General features: G+C 60.5%; 14 protein-coding genes. 4 read left to right on the forward strand and 10 right to left on the reverse strand.

Annotated elements, in window-relative coordinates; translation table 11 throughout:
* Positions 1-81: 81 nt before the first annotated feature.
* Positions 82-525 carry a type IV pilin gene (locus FR699_RS02830; RefSeq protein WP_158853873.1) on the forward strand — a complete coding sequence of 148 codons (444 nt, stop codon included), beginning with the start codon at positions 82-84 and terminating at the stop codon, positions 523-525.
* A gap of 7 nt (positions 526-532) precedes the next feature.
* Here the strand turns inward: FR699_RS02830 and FR699_RS02835 are convergent, their stop codons facing one another.
* From FR699_RS02835 to FR699_RS02850, 4 genes are all read right to left on the reverse strand, one after another.
* A complete protein-coding gene (locus FR699_RS02835; protein WP_158853876.1) occupies positions 533-2,029 on the reverse strand; it encodes an RtcB family protein in 1,497 nt (498 codons plus the stop codon).
* Between the two features lie 71 nt (positions 2,030-2,100).
* A complete protein-coding gene (gene katG, locus FR699_RS02840) occupies positions 2,101-4,245 on the reverse strand; it encodes a catalase/peroxidase HPI (protein ID WP_154551878.1) in 2,145 nt (714 codons plus the stop codon).
* 178 nt (positions 4,246-4,423) lie between these two features.
* On the reverse strand, positions 4,424-4,834 hold the full coding sequence (locus FR699_RS02845) for an archease (protein WP_154551877.1): 411 nt from the start codon (positions 4,832-4,834) through the stop codon (positions 4,424-4,426).
* Positions 4,831-5,601 (reverse strand): DUF502 domain-containing protein, encoded by a 771-nt coding sequence (locus tag FR699_RS02850; protein WP_233263361.1) that lies wholly within the window; start codon positions 5,599-5,601, stop codon positions 4,831-4,833. The genes FR699_RS02845 and FR699_RS02850 overlap by 4 nt, the downstream gene beginning before the upstream one ends.
* Before the next feature lie 108 nt (positions 5,602-5,709).
* Between FR699_RS02850 and FR699_RS02855 the strand changes: the two genes are divergently transcribed.
* Positions 5,710-6,195, forward strand: coding sequence for an N-acetyltransferase (locus FR699_RS02855; RefSeq protein WP_154551876.1), 486 nt, complete (start codon positions 5,710-5,712; stop codon positions 6,193-6,195).
* Positions 6,196-6,216: 21 nt separating this feature from the next.
* On the opposite strand, the gene FR699_RS02860 is transcribed toward FR699_RS02855, so the two are convergent.
* The 6 genes from FR699_RS02860 to FR699_RS02885 all read right to left on the reverse strand — a co-directional run bounded on the left by FR699_RS02860 (position 6,217) and on the right by FR699_RS02885 (position 16,225).
* Complete coding sequence (locus FR699_RS02860) at positions 6,217-6,648, reverse strand: metal-dependent transcriptional regulator (RefSeq protein WP_154551875.1); 432 nt, start codon at positions 6,646-6,648, stop codon at positions 6,217-6,219.
* 46 nt (positions 6,649-6,694) lie between these two features.
* Entirely contained in the window at positions 6,695-7,174 is a 480-nt protein-coding gene (locus FR699_RS02865; RefSeq protein ID WP_154551874.1) for a ferritin-like domain-containing protein, read from the reverse strand.
* Positions 7,175-7,269: 95 nt separating this feature from the next.
* Positions 7,270-8,481 (reverse strand): Fe-S cluster assembly protein SufD, encoded by a 1,212-nt coding sequence (sufD, locus tag FR699_RS02870; protein ID WP_158853879.1) that lies wholly within the window; start codon positions 8,479-8,481, stop codon positions 7,270-7,272.
* Positions 8,478-9,905, reverse strand: a complete 1,428-nt coding sequence (gene sufB, locus FR699_RS02875) for a Fe-S cluster assembly protein SufB (RefSeq protein WP_158853882.1) — start codon at positions 9,903-9,905, stop codon at positions 8,478-8,480. Before sufB ends, sufD begins: the two co-directional genes overlap by 4 nt.
* A gap of 12 nt (positions 9,906-9,917) precedes the next feature.
* Positions 9,918-10,829, reverse strand: a complete 912-nt coding sequence (locus FR699_RS02880) for an ABC transporter ATP-binding protein (RefSeq protein ID WP_154551871.1) — start codon at positions 10,827-10,829, stop codon at positions 9,918-9,920.
* A 119-nt stretch (positions 10,830-10,948) separates the two neighbouring features.
* On the reverse strand, positions 10,949-16,225 hold the full coding sequence (locus FR699_RS02885) for a DNA polymerase domain-containing protein (RefSeq protein ID WP_158853885.1): 5,277 nt from the start codon (positions 16,223-16,225) through the stop codon (positions 10,949-10,951).
* Positions 16,226-16,319: 94 nt separating this feature from the next.
* On the opposite strand from FR699_RS02885, the gene FR699_RS02890 reads away from it, so the two are divergent.
* Together FR699_RS02890 and FR699_RS02895 are read left to right on the forward strand one after the other, a co-directional pair.
* A complete protein-coding gene (locus FR699_RS02890; protein WP_154551869.1) occupies positions 16,320-16,511 on the forward strand; it encodes a hypothetical protein in 192 nt (63 codons plus the stop codon).
* Between the two features lie 60 nt (positions 16,512-16,571).
* Positions 16,572-16,883: a hypothetical protein gene (locus tag FR699_RS02895; protein WP_154551868.1), complete on the forward strand. Its 312-nt coding sequence runs from the start codon at positions 16,572-16,574 to the stop codon at positions 16,881-16,883.
* The last annotated feature ends 33 nt before the right edge of the window (positions 16,884-16,916 follow it).

The following is a 16,916-nucleotide window of genomic DNA, read 5'->3' on the forward strand; positions in this document are numbered from 1 at the left end:
TCTCGTCTGTGATTCGATTGTCCCATCTCGGGAGCGTGAAAGGGCGTGTAATCTTTTAGTGACGCAGCCAAATCCACTCGTATGGGCGCGCCCGAATCCGATGACCGTGCGATATCCGAGATGCTGGCCGTCGTCACGCTCGTCGGGATGGCATTGTTACTCGTTGTCGGGATCGGTCTGAACGTCCTTTTGCTCGCGCCCAGCGATTCCAGTGGTCCCAGTGCTAACTTCACGTTCCGGTACGTCGAGCAGAACAGCGCGTTGATCGTGACACACGAAGAGGGCGACGCCCTTCCGGCCGGAGACGTCTACGTCGACGGTCAAGAGGGGAACGTAACGTGGGCGGCCCTCGCCGGATGGGAGGACTCGAGACTGATCGAAGAAGGCGACATCGTCCAGGTCGCCGAGGGCGGGGCCTACGGCGAGCCGGTCCGGCAAAGCGATCAGCTCAGTATCGTCTGGTGGAACGCCTCGGCGAACGGAACCGCGGAACTGGACCGTTGGACGGGCACAGACGGTGTGTGACGACATCTCAGCCCTTAATGTTACAGACCGGGAACGTTCGGGCGACCCGATCTCCGATGCCGAGTTCGTCCGAGATCCGAACCACCTCGTCGACATCCTTGTAGACGCCTGGGGCCTCTTCGGCAACGGTCGCACCGCTCTGGGCTCTGACGTAGATCTGCTGGTGGTCCTGTAGCTCGTCTTGGACGTCTTCGCCCCAGTAGGTGTCTTTCGCTTCCGTCCGGGACATCAGCCGGCCCGCTCCGTGAGCTGTCGAGCCGAACGTCTCCTCCATGGAATTCTGGCCACCACGGAGGACGTAACTTCCCGATCCCATGCTTCCCGGAATGATGATCGGCTGACCGACGTCGCGATACGCGGCCGGCACTTCGGGATGGCCGGCCGGGAACGCCCGTGTCGCCCCCTTGCGGTGGACGAACAGCTCACGCTCTGTGCTTTCGACGGCGCCACCGCTGTTTTCTGGGTCGCCCCTGTCGACGCTGTGGGTCTCCTTTTTGGCGATGTTGTGGGCGACGTCGTACAGTAATTCCATCTCCATGTCTCGCCAGTCCCGATCGAAGACATCCGCAAAGACCTCCCGCGTCCGATGCATGATGAGCTGGCGGTTGACCCACGCGAAGTTGATCGCCGCGTTCATCGCGGCGTAGTACTCCTCGGCGAGGTGACTCCCGGCGGGGGCGGCCGCGAGTTCCTTGTTCGGCAGTTGCTCTAGCAAGCCCTGGTGGGTCTGTTCGATCTCTCGCAGGTAGTCGGTACAGATCTGGTGGCCCAGTCCCCGCGAGCCACAGTGGATCAGCACTACGATCTGGTCGTCTTCGAGTCCGAAGCTCTCGGCGACATCTGCACGGTAGACGTCCGTGACGCGCTGGACTTCGAGGAAGTGGTTCCCGCTGCCCAGACTCCCGAGTTGTTGTCGCCCCCTGTCTTTGGCCTTCTTCGAAACCGCCTCGGCGTCTGCCTCCGGCCGGACGCCCTCGTCTTCACAGTGGGCCAGATCGCCTTCGACGGCGTAACCCTCTTGCAGTGCCCAGTCGACGCCGCGTTCGAGCACTGCTTCGAGCGTGTCGACGTCAGTCTGGACGACGCCGCCGCCGCCGAGACCGGTCGGAATCGCCTCGAACAGCGCGTCGACGAGTGCCTCCTCGCGACCCTGAACGTCGCTGTAGGTGAGATTCGTTTTCAACATTCTCACCCCGCAGTTGATGTCGTAGCCGACCGCTCCGGGCGAAATCACCCCGTTTTCGGCATCGATGCCAGCGACACCGCCGACGGGGAAGCCATAGCCCTGGTGTGCGTCCGGCATCGCCAAGGCATACTCCTGAATTCCTGGGAGGTGGGCCGTCTGCTGCAGCTGTTTGAGCGAACGGTCATCGCTGATTTCATCGAGGAGGTCCTCGCTGGCGAGCACACGCGCCGGGACACGCATGTCGCCTTCCTGGGGAATCTCCCAGACGTACTCCCGGACTTTCTCTAAGGTGAACTCGCCGGCGTCGTAGGTAGTCATACCCGACACTTCGCACCCGGAGACAAAGTAAGGTTCGAACTGCGAGACGACGTCCGCACGCGGTTCGACGATTAGTTCGAGTGGGTCAGGTCGAAGCGGTCGAGTCGCATGACTTTGCTCCAGGCCTCGACGAAGTCGGAGACGAACTTCTCCTCGCCATCGTCGGCCCCGTAGACCTGGGAGACAGCGCGAAGGCGAGCGTTCGAACCGAAGATGAGATCGACGCGCGAGCCAGTCCACTCGACGGCACCCGTCTCGCGGTCCCGGATCTCGTAGCCGTTCCCGTCGTCGGCTTTCGCCCACTCGTAGTCCATATCCAGCAGGTTCTCGAAGAAGTCATTCGAGAGCGTTCCGGGCTCGTCGGTGAACACTCCCCGCTCGGTCTCGCCATAGGTCGCCCCGAGCTGGCGCATTCCGCCGACGAGCACCGTCAGCTCTGGGACGGTCAGATTCAGTAACTCGGCCTGATCGAGGAGAATCTCCTCGGGTTTGCGTTCGGCCTCCTCGCCGACGTAGTTGCGAAAGCCATCGGCCGCGGGCTTCAGCGCCTGGAAGGACTCGACGTCGGTCTGTTCGGCTGTGGCATCCGTCCGGCCAGGCTCGAAGGGGACTGTCACGTCGTAGCCGGCGTCAGCCGCCGCCTGTTCGACTGCCGCGTTGCCGCCAAGGACGATCAAATCAGCCAGCGAGACGCGCACATCGTCGGACCGGGCGTCGTTGAACGCGGCCTGAATATCCTCGTAGGTGTCCAGTACCGCCTCCAGTTCCGCGGGTTCGTTGACTTCCCAGCTCCGCTGGGGCTCTAGCCGGATCCGAGCGCCGTTGGCGCCGCCCCGTTTGTCGCTGTCGCGGTAGGTCGAGGCCGACGCCCAGGCAGTCTTGACCAGCTGTGAGCGGGACAGCTCGGCGTCGAGGATCTGCTCTTTGAGGGCCGCGACGTCGGTATCGTCGATCAGGTCATAATCGGCAGCTGGCAGCGGATCCTGCCAGATCATGTCTTCTTCTGGTACTTCCGGGCCGAGGAACCGCTCTGGCGGTCCCATATCGCGGTGGATCAGCTTGTACCAGGCTTTCGCGAAGTTGATCCCGAACGCCATCATGTTGTCCTGATAGCGTTCGAGGATCTCTCGGTAGTCCGGATCCCGTTTGAGGGCGATGTCCGTCGTGAGCATCATCACGTCCTCTTTCTCCTCGGGATCCTCGACACCGGGCGCGGATTCGTCGAGTTCACCGTTCTGGGTCGTCCACTGCCACGCGCCGCCGGGACCCTTCTCGGGCCACCACTGGTACTCCAGCAGGTTGTCGATGTAACCCATGTCCCACTCGGTCGGCGTCGTGTTCCATGGACCCTCGATCCCGCTGGTGATCGTGTCTTTGCCTTTGCCCGAGCCGTGCTCGTTGTCCCAGCCAAGGCCCTGCTGTTCGAGCGGGGCCTCGGCAGGCTCGGGACCCAGGTTGTCGTCGGTGTCGGCACCGTGAACTTTTCCAAACGTGTGACCGCCGGCGATGAGGGCGACCGTTTCCTCGTCGTTCATCGCCATCCGGCTGAACGACTCGCGGATGTTCTCCGCCGATTCTTCGGGAGCCGGCTCGCCGTCCGGGCCTTCCGGATTCACGTAGATCAGGCCCATGACAGTGGCACCGAGCGGGTTTTCGAGGTCTCCATCCTCACCGAAGCGTTCGGAAGACTCCATCTCCATTTCCGGCCCCCAGTCGACAGCTTCGTCGGGGGCAAAGTCGTCTTCCCGTCCACCGGCAAAGCCGAAGGTTTCGAAGCCCATCGACTCCATGGCGACGTTACCGGCCAAGACGATCAGATCGGCCCAGGAGAGCTTGCGGCCGTACTTCTGTTTGATCGGCCAAAGGAGGCGTCGTGCCTTATCGAGGTTCGCGTTGTCCGGCCAACTGTCAAGCGGCGGCAAGCGCTGGGTACCGCCTGCGGCCCCGCCCCGGCCGTCCGTGGTTCGATACGTCCCGGCGCTGTGCCAGGCCATCCGGATAAACAGCGGTCCGTAGTGCCCGTAGTCCGCCGGCCACCAGTCTTTCGAATCGGTCATCAGCTCTTCGAGATCGGCCTTCACGGCGTCGAGATCGAGCTTTCGGAACTCCGCAGCATAATCGAAATCGTCTCCGTAGGGATTGTCGTCCCGGGCATTCTGGTCGAGAATCCCGAGATCCAACTGGTTTGGCCACCAGTTTTGGTTGCGTTCTCGCATCACCAGAGGAAGGGCCCATTCACACATTAATTTTGCCTTCGGGGAAATCGTCTTCGCCGAGTGCCAAAGTAGACATACGGATCAGACAACTACAGACAGTAGCCGGGTCGCCACTCTCCGGAAACGCTGCTCCGCTGAGGGCCGGTGTTTCGACGTCTTGGGTTCGATTCGGCGTCGCTCAGACATCGACGACGACGTACGTGTACCAGCCCTCCGGGACTTCTTCGACGACCATCTCTGAATACGTCACCGCCTTGACCTCACGGGCCGTGATCGAGGCAAGGGGGACACCGCGTGTACTGCCATCGAGCTGCCATTCGCCTGCAGACTGGCTGACAGTCGCGCGATTATCGACTGGTAAGACACCCCGCACGTCTCGCTGGTAGATGAGCTCGTCGAGATAATCGAACAGGAGTGCATCTCGACTTTCGGCAGTGACGGTACAACGAAACCGGTCGCCAGTTGTCGGGACCGTCTCACACATCGCTGCAGCCATGCCGTCGGCTGTCGCTGCAAATGCGTCTCCGAGTGTCTCTCCCGTCGCCTCGACAGCCACGTCTGCCGTGTGCTCTCGCAGTTCGAAGCTCACTGGCTGTCACCCGTCGTCGAGTCGTCATCTTCGTCGGTCATCGGCAAGTCGACGGGGAAATCCTCGGCGTCGGGGAGCACGGTTTCGACCTCCTCGGCTGTCGTTCCCTCACCGATCGAGACGCCGCTGGTCATAATCGACTTGATCCCTGCTTCGACGCTCATATCGACGTCCACACAGCGGTCTTTCGGGACATAGATGACGTAGCCACCCATGACGGGGTTCGGCGACATCGGCACGTACAGGGTCAGCATCTCGCCGTCGTCGATCCGTTCTTCGAAGCGAGTTGGCGTCTCCGCAGTGACGAATCCCAACGCATAGGAGTTCGGCGTCGGGAACTCGACGAGTTTCACTTCCTTGAAACTGGCCGTATCGGCATCCATGACCATCTCGCTCATCTCGTCGAACGTCCGATAGACGGTTCCGACGCCGGGAATGTTCCCCATTGCTCGGTCGAACCGGGCTTCGAGATGGCCGTCTCCTTGCCGGCTCTCGGCGGCAAATCCGATCAGAAAGATCACGAATAAGATGAGGACGATCGCCAGTAGCTCCAGGAGGATCCGGGGCGTTCCGTTCTCTTCGCCCGCGATGTCTTCGAGCACCCCGACCAGTGGATCCAGTTGGCCGAAGACGAACCCGGCGACGAGACTGAGCACGACCAGCGTGATCAACAGCGGCACAGTGATAGCAAGTCCGGTAAACAGCGACTGTTTGATGCGCTCGCGCAGCTCGGTGGCGCGATCCCGGGATCGATCGGACAACGACATACAGACACTGTTTGGCGGCACTCCCGAAAGCATTGTGGGACGATCCACTGCCCGGCAAATCCTCCGTCGGGCGGTGGAATTATAGGCTGGAACGTACTATGGTCGATAGTGAGCGTCACCGTCGAGTCAACGTGCGTCGAACGTGGCGACGACGATTTCGTCGAGGCCGCGTGGCAGCTCAAAGAACGCATCCGTGAGGCAGATGGCGTTCTCCGCCAGCGACGTCGATTCTTCGAAAACGCCTATCGCCGATCGACCGTTTACGTCTACTATGATGGCGGGCGGCGCTCGACGCTGCTCGGATTCGCGGCGGTCCGTCGAGACGGCTACATGCTCTTTTTGGCAGTCGATCCGGACTACCGTGGCCAGGGCCTCGGGCAGCGCCTCGTCGCCCGGGTCGTCGAAGACTACCGGAACGTCTCCTGTCACGCCCGGACGACCAACCGCGAAGCGATGCAGTTCTACCAGCACATCGGTTTCGAAATCGTCCGTCGCATCGACGGCTATTACGAGGACGGTGGCGACGCTTACTACCTCAAACTCGGCGACGACGAGAGTATCTTCGATCGACTCCAGTCGCTGCTTCGCCGATAACATCTACCAGATCGGAGCCGCTCAATCTGAGGCTCCCGTCGCGACGTCCAAGCACTCACAGACGTCGTTTTCGGCGTCGAAGCAGTCCGGACACTCCGATTTGCGTTCGACGATCGTATCGAGGCGTTCGGCGACCGTCTCGTCGATGACGCTCTCTAGTTGCCGGGCTTCGGTCCGGAATTCTTCGACTTCGAGAACCTGAAAGAGGAACCGTTCGATGATACAATACGTCTCGAGCGCGTCTCTGGCCTGGATGATGCCCTCGTCAGTCAACGTTACGCCGTTGTACTTCTCGTGATCGGCCAGCCCGCGGTCCTCGAGTTTGCCGACCATTTCGTTGGCGCTGGCTGGACTCACACCCAGTCGATCCGCGATCCGGCCGGTCGAGGCCGGTTCGTCTGTCTGTTGTTGGACGAGGTAGATGGCCTTGAGATATTGGTCTGCAGTGTTCACGTCGCTCCCCTCCGTCTCGTGTTTCCGATCGTGGCTGCCCCAGTGTTCATGCTCGTTCCTCCATGACGTCCGTTACTGCCTCGACGCCCCGGGCTTCGGCCTCGCGTAGGTCCTCGAGCGTCCGTCCTAGGTCGTCGCTATCGATCCCAACGGTCGCCTCGCTTTCGGCGAGTGCATCGAGGAGGTCGTCGAAGAACTTGTAGGCCGTTTCGGCGTTACAGAGCTGGTCGTACACGATATCGTCGAAGTCTTGGTCGGCCTGATACTGGGCTTCGACCAGTGGTTCGATGTCCTCGTAAGCCACACTGTCTGCGTCGAGATCGCCGATCAGTGTCTCCAAGCGTTGCCGATGGGCATTCGCCTGCTCGATCGCGTCTTCGAGGAGCCCGTGCAGTTCTCCATCGAGGTCGTCGTTCGACTCGATATGCTTGCTCGACCTGGCTTCGATGACTTCCTGTAAGACGACGCCGATCTGTAAGAGGCGAGCGAGCTGGTGGTCCGAGGCGATGGGCTCTCTGAGGCTCACTGGCTCACCTCCGGTATGCGATTGGGGCCACGAGTCATGCGTGGGGATCCGTGTGGCACGCCCTTAAACTCGTTCCCGGATCCCACTCTCCGAAGTTACGCGTCCAGGCGTTCGAGGACCAGCGCATCCAGGTCCTCACGAAGTTCGTCGACTTCGACTTCTTCTAATACCGGCACGAAGAAGCCCTCGACGAGCATGTTCGTCGCTCGCTCTTCGTCGACGCCACGGGAGGTCATGTAGAACAGGTCTTCCTGATCGACCTGTCCGACCGTCGCGGAGTGGCTGGCTTCGGTGTCGTGATTGTTGATGATCAGCTTCGGCGAGGCGTCGGCCTCACTGTCGTCGCTCAACAGTAGTGTGTTTTCCCGCTGGTAGGAGTTGGTATCCCACGCATCCTCGCCGACGTCTTGGACACCCTCGTAGACCGACCGAGCGGTGTCATCGAGGACGCCTCGCGTGACGAGATCGGCCGTCGTGTGTTCGGCCTCGTGCCAGACGCGGGAGGCAAGATCGAAGTGCTGGTCGCCGTGACCGAAGAAGGCCCCGACGATCTTCGACTCCGAGCCGTCGCCGAGCAAGCGAGTCTCGACGCTGGTCTTCGTGAGTCGCGAACCGAGATTCCCTTCGATCCAGTTGATCGTGCCGTAGGTATCGGCGTGGCCACGCTTGACCGAGAAGTTGTACGTGTCCTCGGCGAGGTTCTGTAACGCCCCGTACTGGACGGTGGCGTTCTCGCCGGCAGTGACTTCGACGACGCCCGAATAGTACTGATCGCCTTCGACGTGTTCGCCCGTGCGCTGGCGTTCCAGGATCGTCACCGACGACGACTCCTCGGCGACGACCAGGGTGTAGTTGAACAGCGACCGAGAGTGCATGGTCGTTCGGATCTTGACGTCCTCGGCGTCGACGCCCTCGGGAACGTAGACGACTGTCCCGGCACTGAACAGTGCCGTCGACAGCGCCGTCAGATAGTCCCGCTGGGGATCGACGACGTTCCCGAAGTGCTCCTCGATGAGGTCGCCGTGGTCTTCTAAGGCTTCTGCCCAAGAGAGCACTTCGACGCCTTCGGCTTCGACGCGGTCTTTCTCTTCGGCCCACTCCAGGGGGTCGACGAGTGCCTCGTAGTCCAGTGCATCGAGGTTCGTCCAGTCGCGGCCGGGCGTACGGATGACTGACGGCATCGGCAGGTCTTCGAGTGCCTCGAAGGCTTCGAGGCGTGTCTCTGTCAGCCAGTCCGGTTCGCCCAGCTCCGCGGAGATCTGCTCGACGTCCGCTTCGGTGACGGTTGCGTGTACCTGCGTGCTCATCCGAGACTCCCCTCCATCTCCAGTTCGATGAGACGGTTGAGTTCGACTGCGTACTCGATGGGCAGTTCTTCCGTGATCGGCTCGATGAAGCCGGCGACGATCATCTGCTTTGCGTCGTCGTCGTCCAGGCCGCGCGATTGGAGGTAGAAGATGTCCTCGTCGCCGATCTTGCCGACCGTCGCCTCGTGGGCGACGTCGACTTCGTTCTCCTGGATCTCCATGTACGGCATGGTGTCGCTCGTCGACTCGTTGTCGAACATCAGCGCGTCACACTCGACGTTCGTCTGGGACCCCTTCGCGCCGTTGGCGATGTGGACCAGGCCGCGATAGTTCGTCCGCCCACCGTCTTTGGCGATGGACTTCGATTCGATGGTTGACTTCGTGTTCGGCGCGTTGTGGTAGACCTTCGCGCCGGTGTCGATGTCTTGGCCCTCGCCCGCGAAGGCGATGGTGATGTGATTGTCGCTTGCGCCGGGGCCTTTGAGGATGGAACTCGGGTACAGCATGGTGGCCTTCGAGCCCATCGATCCGGAGATCCACTCCATGCGGCCGTCGGCTTCGACGATGGCGCGCTTGGTGTTGAGGTTGTAGGTGTTCTTCGACCAGTTTTGGACGGTCGAGTACTGGACGTGAGCGCCTTCCTTGACGAAGACCTCGACGCCACCACTGTGGAGGTTGTGGCGGGCGTATTGGGGGGCCGAACACCCTTCGATGTAGTGGACTTCCGAGTTCTCCTCGGCGATGATGAGGGTGTGTTCGAACTGGCCCATGCCTTCCGAATTCATCCGGAAATAGGCCTGGATGGGCATCTGGACGGTGACGCCCTCGGGGATGTAGACGAAGCTCCCGCCCGACCAGACTGCGCCGTGCAGCGCGGCGAACTTGTTGTCGCTCGGGGGGACGGCTTTCGTCATGAAGTACTCTCGGACGAGGTCGGGGTGTTCCTGGACGGCCTTGTCCATGTCCATGAACACGACGCCCTTCTCCTCCCACTGCTCTTGCATGTTCTGGTAGACGATCTCCGATTCGTACTGGGCACCGACACCCGAAAGCGCCTGCTGTTCGGCCTCGGGGATACCCAGCTTGTCGAAGGTGTCTTGAATCTCGTCGGGGAGGTCGTCCCAGTCGTCCTCGCCGCCGCGGGTCTCGATGTCCGGGCGGATGTAGGGTACGATCTCGTCGATGTTGACCTCCGAAAGGTCCGGTTGGCCGGGCCAGTCGGTCGGCATCGGCATCTCCTTGTACTGCTCTAAGGCGCGGAGACGCCGTTCGAGCATCCACTCGGGCTCGTCTTTGTCCTCGCTGATCTTCCGGACAGTCTCCTCTGTGAGGCCTACCTCAGCTTCGTAGGCCGACTTCTGTTCTTTCTTGAATTCGAATCGAGCCTCCGTGTCGGTCGATTCGAGGTCGTTGTCTGAACTCATGTGATGGTCACCTCAGGCCGCCTCGTAGACCTGCTCGCGAACCCAATCGTAGCCTTCGTCTTCGAGCTTCTCGGCGAGTTCCGGCCCGCCGCTCTTGGCGATTTTCCCGTCGAGCATCACGTGGACGTGATCGGGCTCGACGTAATCGAGGATACGCTGGTAGTGGGTAATCTGGAGGACACCCGTCCCCTGGTCGTCTCGTAGGGAGTTGATCCCCTTCGAAACGTCCTGGAGGCGGTCGATGTCCAGCCCGGAGTCGATCTCGTCGAGGACGGCGATCTCGGGCTCGAGGATCGCTGCTTGCAGAACCTCGTTCTGTTTTTTCTCTCCCCCGGAGAACCCGACGTTGAGATACCGCTCGGCGAAAGACTCGGCCATGTCCAGTTGCTCCATTTTCTCTTTGAGGAGCTGCTGGAACTCGGCGACGCTGACCTCGCCCTCGTCTGCGGGGCCTTCCATCGGCGAGGTTTCGTAGCCGGCCTCTTCGTTGTCTTCCTCAGCATCTGCTTTCTCCTCGTCTTCGAAGAGTTCCTCGCGCTCTTCGAGCTTGGCGTTCAATGCCGTCCGGAGGAAGTTCACCATCGTGACGCCCTCGATTTCTGCAGGATACTGGAAGCCGAGGAAGATCCCGAGGGCTGCTCGCTCGTTCGGTTCCAAATCGAGTAGATCCCACGTCTGTAAGTCCTCGGGAATCTCCTCGTCGTATTCGTCTCCGTCGAGATGCAACAGTACGTCACCGTCGGTTACCTCGTAGGCAGGGTGCCCGGCGATGATCTTCGCCGTCGTCGACTTCCCACTGCCGTTGGGTCCCATCAGTGCGTGAATCTCGCCGGACTCGACCGTCAACTCGACCCCTTCGAGAATCCGCTCGCCACCCTCTTCAGCTACCTTCGCGTGGAGATTGTTGATTTCGAGTGTTGCCATGTTCTAGGTCAACCGAAAACAGGAGTGTGTCGTTCATGAAGCTTTCGCACTCGGCAGAATCGGATTTAGAATATGCAAAAATTAGTTTGTATTTTGCGGACTTCCCCGGCCGACGGGCGCTACATGAAACTCTCGAGGCCCGTCTGCTCTTGGCCGCTTTTGACCTCTTGCCAGGTGACGTCGAGTGCCTCGATGACCCGGGCGATCGGGCCTTTGAGCGTCTTTGCCAGCATCTTCTCCCAATCGACCTCGAACTCTGCGGGGATTTGTTCGGCGACGTCGAAGCAGATGACGTCCGGATCGCGTTTGAACTCACCATAGATGAGGTCTCGGGAAGGATCGAGACCGCGTTCGTCTTCGATCCGTCGGAAGTAGTCCGGATGCACCTTCTTCAAATACAGGCGCTTGGGCTTGCTCCCGCGATCGAAGTTCGTCCCGAGCAACTCGTTTGCGTACTTCGCCCCGCGGACGTGAGCGGTGTCGGTGTCGTAGTTATCCAATCGCTTGCCGATGCCACCAGGGATGCCCACGTCTTCTATATTGACGTTGCCAGCCTGGAAGTCTTCGATCACGTCGTGGAGGTACTCCGTCACGGCGTCGACGTCGCCCTCGGTGACGATCAGATCGAGGACCTCTTTCTGGACGCGCTTGGTGATCGGTGCGATGTCCGAGCGCTGGTACTCGAAGCCCGTGATGTCGATGTCGTCGACGTCTTTGCCCTCCTTCCAGACGATGTGGCCCGCGTAGCGCTTCTTCTTGCCCGCCTGGAAAAAACGCCGGTAGAGTTTCTCGAACTCGATCTGGAAACGGTGTTCGTCGGCCTGCAGCGTCTCCCGGGCGAACTCGTCGTAGGAGGCGTTGATCGCCTCCTCGATCTCGAAGGAACGGTCGATGGCGTCCTCGATCGACATATCCGTTCCCATGCTGATCATCACGCTGTCAGTATTGTGGAGGACGATCCCGCCGACTGCGTCGACGAAGTTGTCGTTTTCGGCGACGCTCAGGTCGTAGACGTACCCATCGTGGGATTGCTCTTCGAGAACGGGATCTCGACCGGATCGGTAGTACTGACACGTCCGGATCGTGTAGGAGCCCTTCTCGTCGCGGTACTTGAGTGAATGTTTCTGCTCGCGCTGGGTGAGCAGTAACGAGAGTCCGGCCGCGAGTTCGCGGCTGGTCGTCTCGTAATCGAAGTTCTCGCGTGCGTACTCCTCACTGTACCGCGGGAACTCTTGGGAGCCATCTCCTTCGACAAGCACATCGACGAAGAGCTGTTGCTCCGCATCAGGCAGGCGATAGACGAACGAGGGAATCCGCTTTCCATGGGATGTCTGGCCGGCGAACTCGCGGAAGAACACTGCCGCGAGTTCGTTCATCATCTGGAGTTTCTTCGTCGTGTCGTCGTAGGTGGCCACTCCATCACTCGACTGGGTTTCGTACGCGACGGTTCGCTGATCGGATCGATCCGAATCGATGATCGAGGCCTTCGCTCCGTTGAACAGTCGATGATAGTCGTCCTGGAGCCGTTCGAGCCATTCACGACGTGATTCAGAAATGCTCGTACCGAAGCGGCTGTTCGTCGTTTCGACCGTCGATGCACTTCCCTCAGCGATGTAGGCCGCAAGCAATCGAATCAACGCCCGTCCATCCTCGCTTTCGATATCGACGTGCCGTTTGACCGTGACCGTCTTCTCGAGGTCGTCGTGGTGTTCGTGACCGAACCAGACCCGGTCGTCGTCAGCGTGTACCCGCTTTGTCTTCGTTCGAGCGTATTCCTCACCCACACTTCGACCGTCTTCGTACGTCCGTGTGTAACCGTTCAAAACCTCGTAAATATCAATTTCTTCGATTCGCTGTTCGACCGGCATCCCGGAAATCCGGAGCGGTTCAGTGACGTCAGCCGGAGCCCTCTCGACGTACTCGCTGTCTTCCTCGACGACGTAGGAGTGATCACGAGTCGTCCGCGACTCGCCGAACTTGTGCTGGAGTCGGACGACATCTTCATCCGTTTCGTGTCGGATCACGGCCTCGATCGGTTGCCACTCGGCTTGGCCGTCTTCACTGAGCGAAAGCGCATCCCAACCGTCGAGCTCTCGGCGGTCTTTTTCGGGTTCGATCGAGACACGGTCCCCGCCGTCCGCGGTGACGTGAACGCTTCCGTTCGACCGTGCTGTCGCTTTCTCGAAAATGTCCTCGATCGGGCGAATCCGAATCGTGTCCGAGGAATCGCGAACGACGACCGGACGGTCGCCAGTGACGCTGTCCCCATATGTCACGTCGTAGCCGAGATCGTTGACGGCCGATTCGGTGTACTCGATCACCGACCGCCCCGTCGCGGTCACGGCCGCCGCATTGTCCTTGTCGTAGAGCCGGAATCGATCCCATCCCGAAACGCCGTATAGGGACTGACCGACCCACTGGAACTTGCCGTTTCGACCCGCAAGGACAGTGTGATTGTCCGCGACAGTGACCGAATAGACGCCGTTTTCGGCAGTACTGGACGAGCCACTTCGATGCATCCGAACGGTGTTTTTCGCGTTTTCGGTCACGTAGATCCGGTAGGTATCGCTATCCTCGTTGTAACTTGCGGTCAGCCCGAGGTGCGCACAGAGCCGCAGAACGTCATCTCTGAGTCGCTCGCTGGCGGTGCTGTATCGCCAGGAGTTGGGCTGGCGGTCCCCGTCACCGTCGATGAGTGTCTCCAGGAACTGCCGTTTCTGGGCCCTGCTCGCATCGAAAACGAACTCCGGAATCCGCTTTTCGAAACTGTTCTCGCCGGCGATCTCCTCCAGTAGCGAGCCGAGTAACCGCGAGGTGAACTGGAATCCCTGCCCATCAACGTAGTAGTCAAGTCCCATCCGGTCAAGCAGAGAACCGATAGCGGCGTGGTCGCTCTCCCCGCCATCAGCGAGTGGGGCGTCCTGGGCGATCTGGATCGTCGTTGCCGACCCGCGGAAGTTGTCCCCGAACTGTTTGTCCTCCGATGTGTAGACCGATCCCTCCGTGACGTACCAGGCCAGCAATTCGAGGAAATCGTCACCGTCGTACCGGCGCGGGATCCACTTCCGGTTCGGTTCGGTGTGGATGTAGAAAGCCGAACAGACCTCCTCCAGGTATTCCCTGTGTTCTTCGAACGTCTCAGGATCAAAGACGTATCCAGTCGTGTTTTCGTCGGCTTTCTGTACCTTGTCGGGATAGAACCCGACTTCGGCAGCGAGCGTATGCCCATGAACCTCGTTGTCCGCCCAGACCTCGTATTCGCCGCTGCTGTAGAGATCCGTGAGATCCACCTCGTCGATCCGCTCGCCGTCCGGACCGTCCCAGTCGTGCGGGAGTTGGTAGTTCGTCGCGTCGTCGAGATCGCCAGCCTCGATGAATCTATAGTCGTCTTCGTCCCACGAGATCCCGTTCGTCTCGTCCTTTCGGACGAGCATCCGGTGGTTCGGCGTCACGCTGAAGTCGATCTTGCTCGTTTCGATGTCGACGAGTTCCCCATCGTAGTCCGGATACTCCCACGTATCGGTGACCGGCTTGACTTCCATCTCCAGCGTGTCCGGATCGATCGAGTACACGTCGTCGCCAACTTCCACGTCCCGGATGTTTCGAACGCCACCGGGCGTCAGCACGTCCGTATCCGGCGTGAAACAGTTCATAATAACCTTTACAGCTCCTTGCTGGCGGTCATAGAGCTCGTACGGCTCCGTTCCGGGTTCGTGATCGTTCCGGAGGGCTTTCTTCTCTTCTCGTTCCGACAGCAATTCTTCGACCATCTCCCGGACAATCCCGTCGGGTTCCTTCCGGAAGTGCTGGCCGCTGGGGTCCGGTGCACGGAACGTCTCCCCGTCGAAGGTATCGGGGTCGACCTTCGTCTCCGGGGATGCGTTAATTGTTACCATGCACATAGGGTAGAGAGATTTCAAATCTTGGACGCTTACCATCTCCTTGATGCCGCTGATCGGCTCGAAGACGGCCCCGCCCTCGAACTCCTCGCCGGACTCGACGGTGCCTTTCGACGGCAGGACGAAGTTCCCGAAGGCCTTGTGGAGGACGTACATGTCGACGGCGTCGCCGGGCGTCGGGGCGTCTTCGAGCTTGCAGCCGACGAAAGAGGCTACCTCCTCGAAGAACGCGATGATGTCTTGTTTACGATCGAGTTCGACGCACAACTCGACGTCACGAAGGTTGTACTCGAGTAAGCGCTCGGGATCTTCCTCCCAGAGTGTCCCGATGTCACCGGTATAGGTCTCCTTGCCAGCCCCGAGTTCGGCCTGGCCGACGTCTTCCAGCCGGTAGGAATCGAGTTCGGTGAACTGTGTCCGCTTGTAGGCCCGCAGGAGGTCGAAAACGACCCGGCCCTTGATGTCCGGCCCCTGCCAGTCCGATCGCCAGACTTCGTTGACGCGGGACAGTCGGTTCATGTCTAGGTTCTCTTCGGCGTGGCCGTCCAACACGTCCAGGCGGTCGATGAAGTAGGGCGCATCGAAGTCCCCGAAGTTCCAGCCCGTCAGAACGTCCGGATCTGTCTCCTCGATATACTCCAGAAAGGCCCCGAGCATCGCTTCTTCTTCCTCGAAAACCCGCACGTCTGCCTCGAAGTCGTCTTCGAGTGGCTCGTACTGATCGAGGGCCTCGGGCGGGTCGATCCCGACCGGTGAATCGTACAGCCAGACGACGTACTCGTCGCGATAGGAGTCGTGGCTGGTGAGACAGATGATCGGCTCTTCGCCCTCTTCGGGAAACCCGGAGCGGTCGTCGACTTCGATGTCAAAGGTGTTGACTCGGGCCTCGGCGTCGTAATCGATTGCCTCGATCTCGTCGTGTGGGATGCGAATCGAGCCATCGTCAGTCCGCCGCGCGGGGACGCGGACGCCGCTGGTGATGTCCTTGTCGATGAGCAATCGATTCGGAAAGAGAATGTCGGCCTCGTAGTGATCGAACTCGTCACGGATCTGCCCGACGTCACGCGGTGTCCGGCCGAAGATTTTCAGCAACGCTTGGCCACGAATCGACTCGTAGGGCTCGTCGCTGTCGTCGGTGCTCTCCCAGCCAGTGATCGCGTCGTAACTTGCGAGTCGCTCCTCGTCGACGGCCGCTGCTGGCGCATAGAAGTACGGTTTGAACTCGTAGACGCGGATATGTTCTAGCTCGTGGTCGCTGGTGCGGCCAAAGACGTGCAAGACCGGATACTCGTCGTCACCACTGCCCTCGATCGTATAGTCGACCTGCGTAACGAAGATCTCGACAGTCCCGTCGGCCTCGGGATACCGCCACTCGCTGGTCTCGACGACGCCAGCGTGGTGGCCGCCGTTGCCGGCGACGGCATGGGCCTCTTCGTCCGGTCTGTCGACCCCGCCGTCGAAATCGTCTAGGCCGATCTGTTCCCCGGAATCTACCATTGGCGTAGCGTTCGCCTGGCCGTCCTAAAACTCCCCGGTCGGCTGCCGAGGAACAATGCTTATGTCATGCCATGCCATACCAGGTATCGTTGCCATGTCGAATCCTGCCGATGGAAGCCGGAGCGATGGCGTGCCAAGCGGGGAGCACCAGCTCCCTGAACCGTCCGAGACGGCACCGATCGTCGAGTTCTACGAGACTGACGACGAAACTGTACTCTACGATGCGGACAATCCCTTAGCGTGGGTGTGCAGCGACGACGCCATCGAGCTCTCTGCGTACCGATAGCCTCATCGCGTGCACGCCTATCCCGAAGCCGATATGACGGCGCGGCCCCGAATCCAGAGCGTGTCTGATCGCGACCCGGTCGACGATCTCGTCGGCGAAAACGACGACCAGGCTGCCGATCTCGTGCCAACAGTCGACGTACCCGAACCGGAACCTGGCGAAGACGATCTTGACTCGGCGGTCGCCGCGCTGTTTTGGCGCCTCGTCCTGTTGTTCAACGTGGCGCTGTTGGGCGTCACTGTCGGGCCGATGGTGCTCTATTTCGAGGGCAATATCCGGGCGGGGGCTGCGTTGCTGGTAATCGGACTCCTGGCTGGCGGGGTCGGACTTGCTCGATACGTGGCGTTCAAACGCCAGCGGCGTGCGGACTAGCGGCCTCCGGTAGCCGTCACAAGTGCTATGGCG

The organism is Halorhabdus sp. CUG00001 (genome assembly GCF_009797925.1).
In the GTDB taxonomy this organism is placed as follows: Archaea; Halobacteriota; Halobacteria; order Halobacteriales; family Haloarculaceae; genus Halorhabdus.

Excerpts from the sequence above, each read along its gene's own strand:
- FR699_RS02830 (WP_158853873.1), top strand. The coding sequence starts at position 82 with ATGGGCGCGCCCGAATCCGATGACCGTGCGATATCCGAGATGCTGGCC.
- FR699_RS02835 (WP_158853876.1), bottom strand. The coding sequence starts at position 2,029 with ATGACTACCTACGACGCCGGCGAGTTCACCTTAGAGAAAGTCCGGGAG.
- katG (WP_154551878.1), bottom strand. The coding sequence starts at position 4,245 with ATGCGAGAACGCAACCAAAACTGGTGGCCAAACCAGTTGGATCTCGGG.
- FR699_RS02850 (WP_233263361.1), bottom strand. The coding sequence starts at position 5,601 with ATGTCGTTGTCCGATCGATCCCGGGATCGCGCCACCGAGCTGCGCGAG.
- sufD (WP_158853879.1), bottom strand. The coding sequence starts at position 8,481 with ATGAGCACGCAGGTACACGCAACCGTCACCGAAGCGGACGTCGAGCAG.
- sufB (WP_158853882.1), bottom strand. The coding sequence starts at position 9,905 with ATGAGTTCAGACAACGACCTCGAATCGACCGACACGGAGGCTCGATTC.
- FR699_RS02880 (WP_154551871.1), bottom strand. The coding sequence starts at position 10,829 with ATGGCAACACTCGAAATCAACAATCTCCACGCGAAGGTAGCTGAAGAG.
- FR699_RS02885 (WP_158853885.1), bottom strand. The coding sequence starts at position 16,225 with ATGGTAGATTCCGGGGAACAGATCGGCCTAGACGATTTCGACGGCGGG.
- FR699_RS02890 (WP_154551869.1), top strand. The coding sequence starts at position 16,320 with ATGTCGAATCCTGCCGATGGAAGCCGGAGCGATGGCGTGCCAAGCGGG.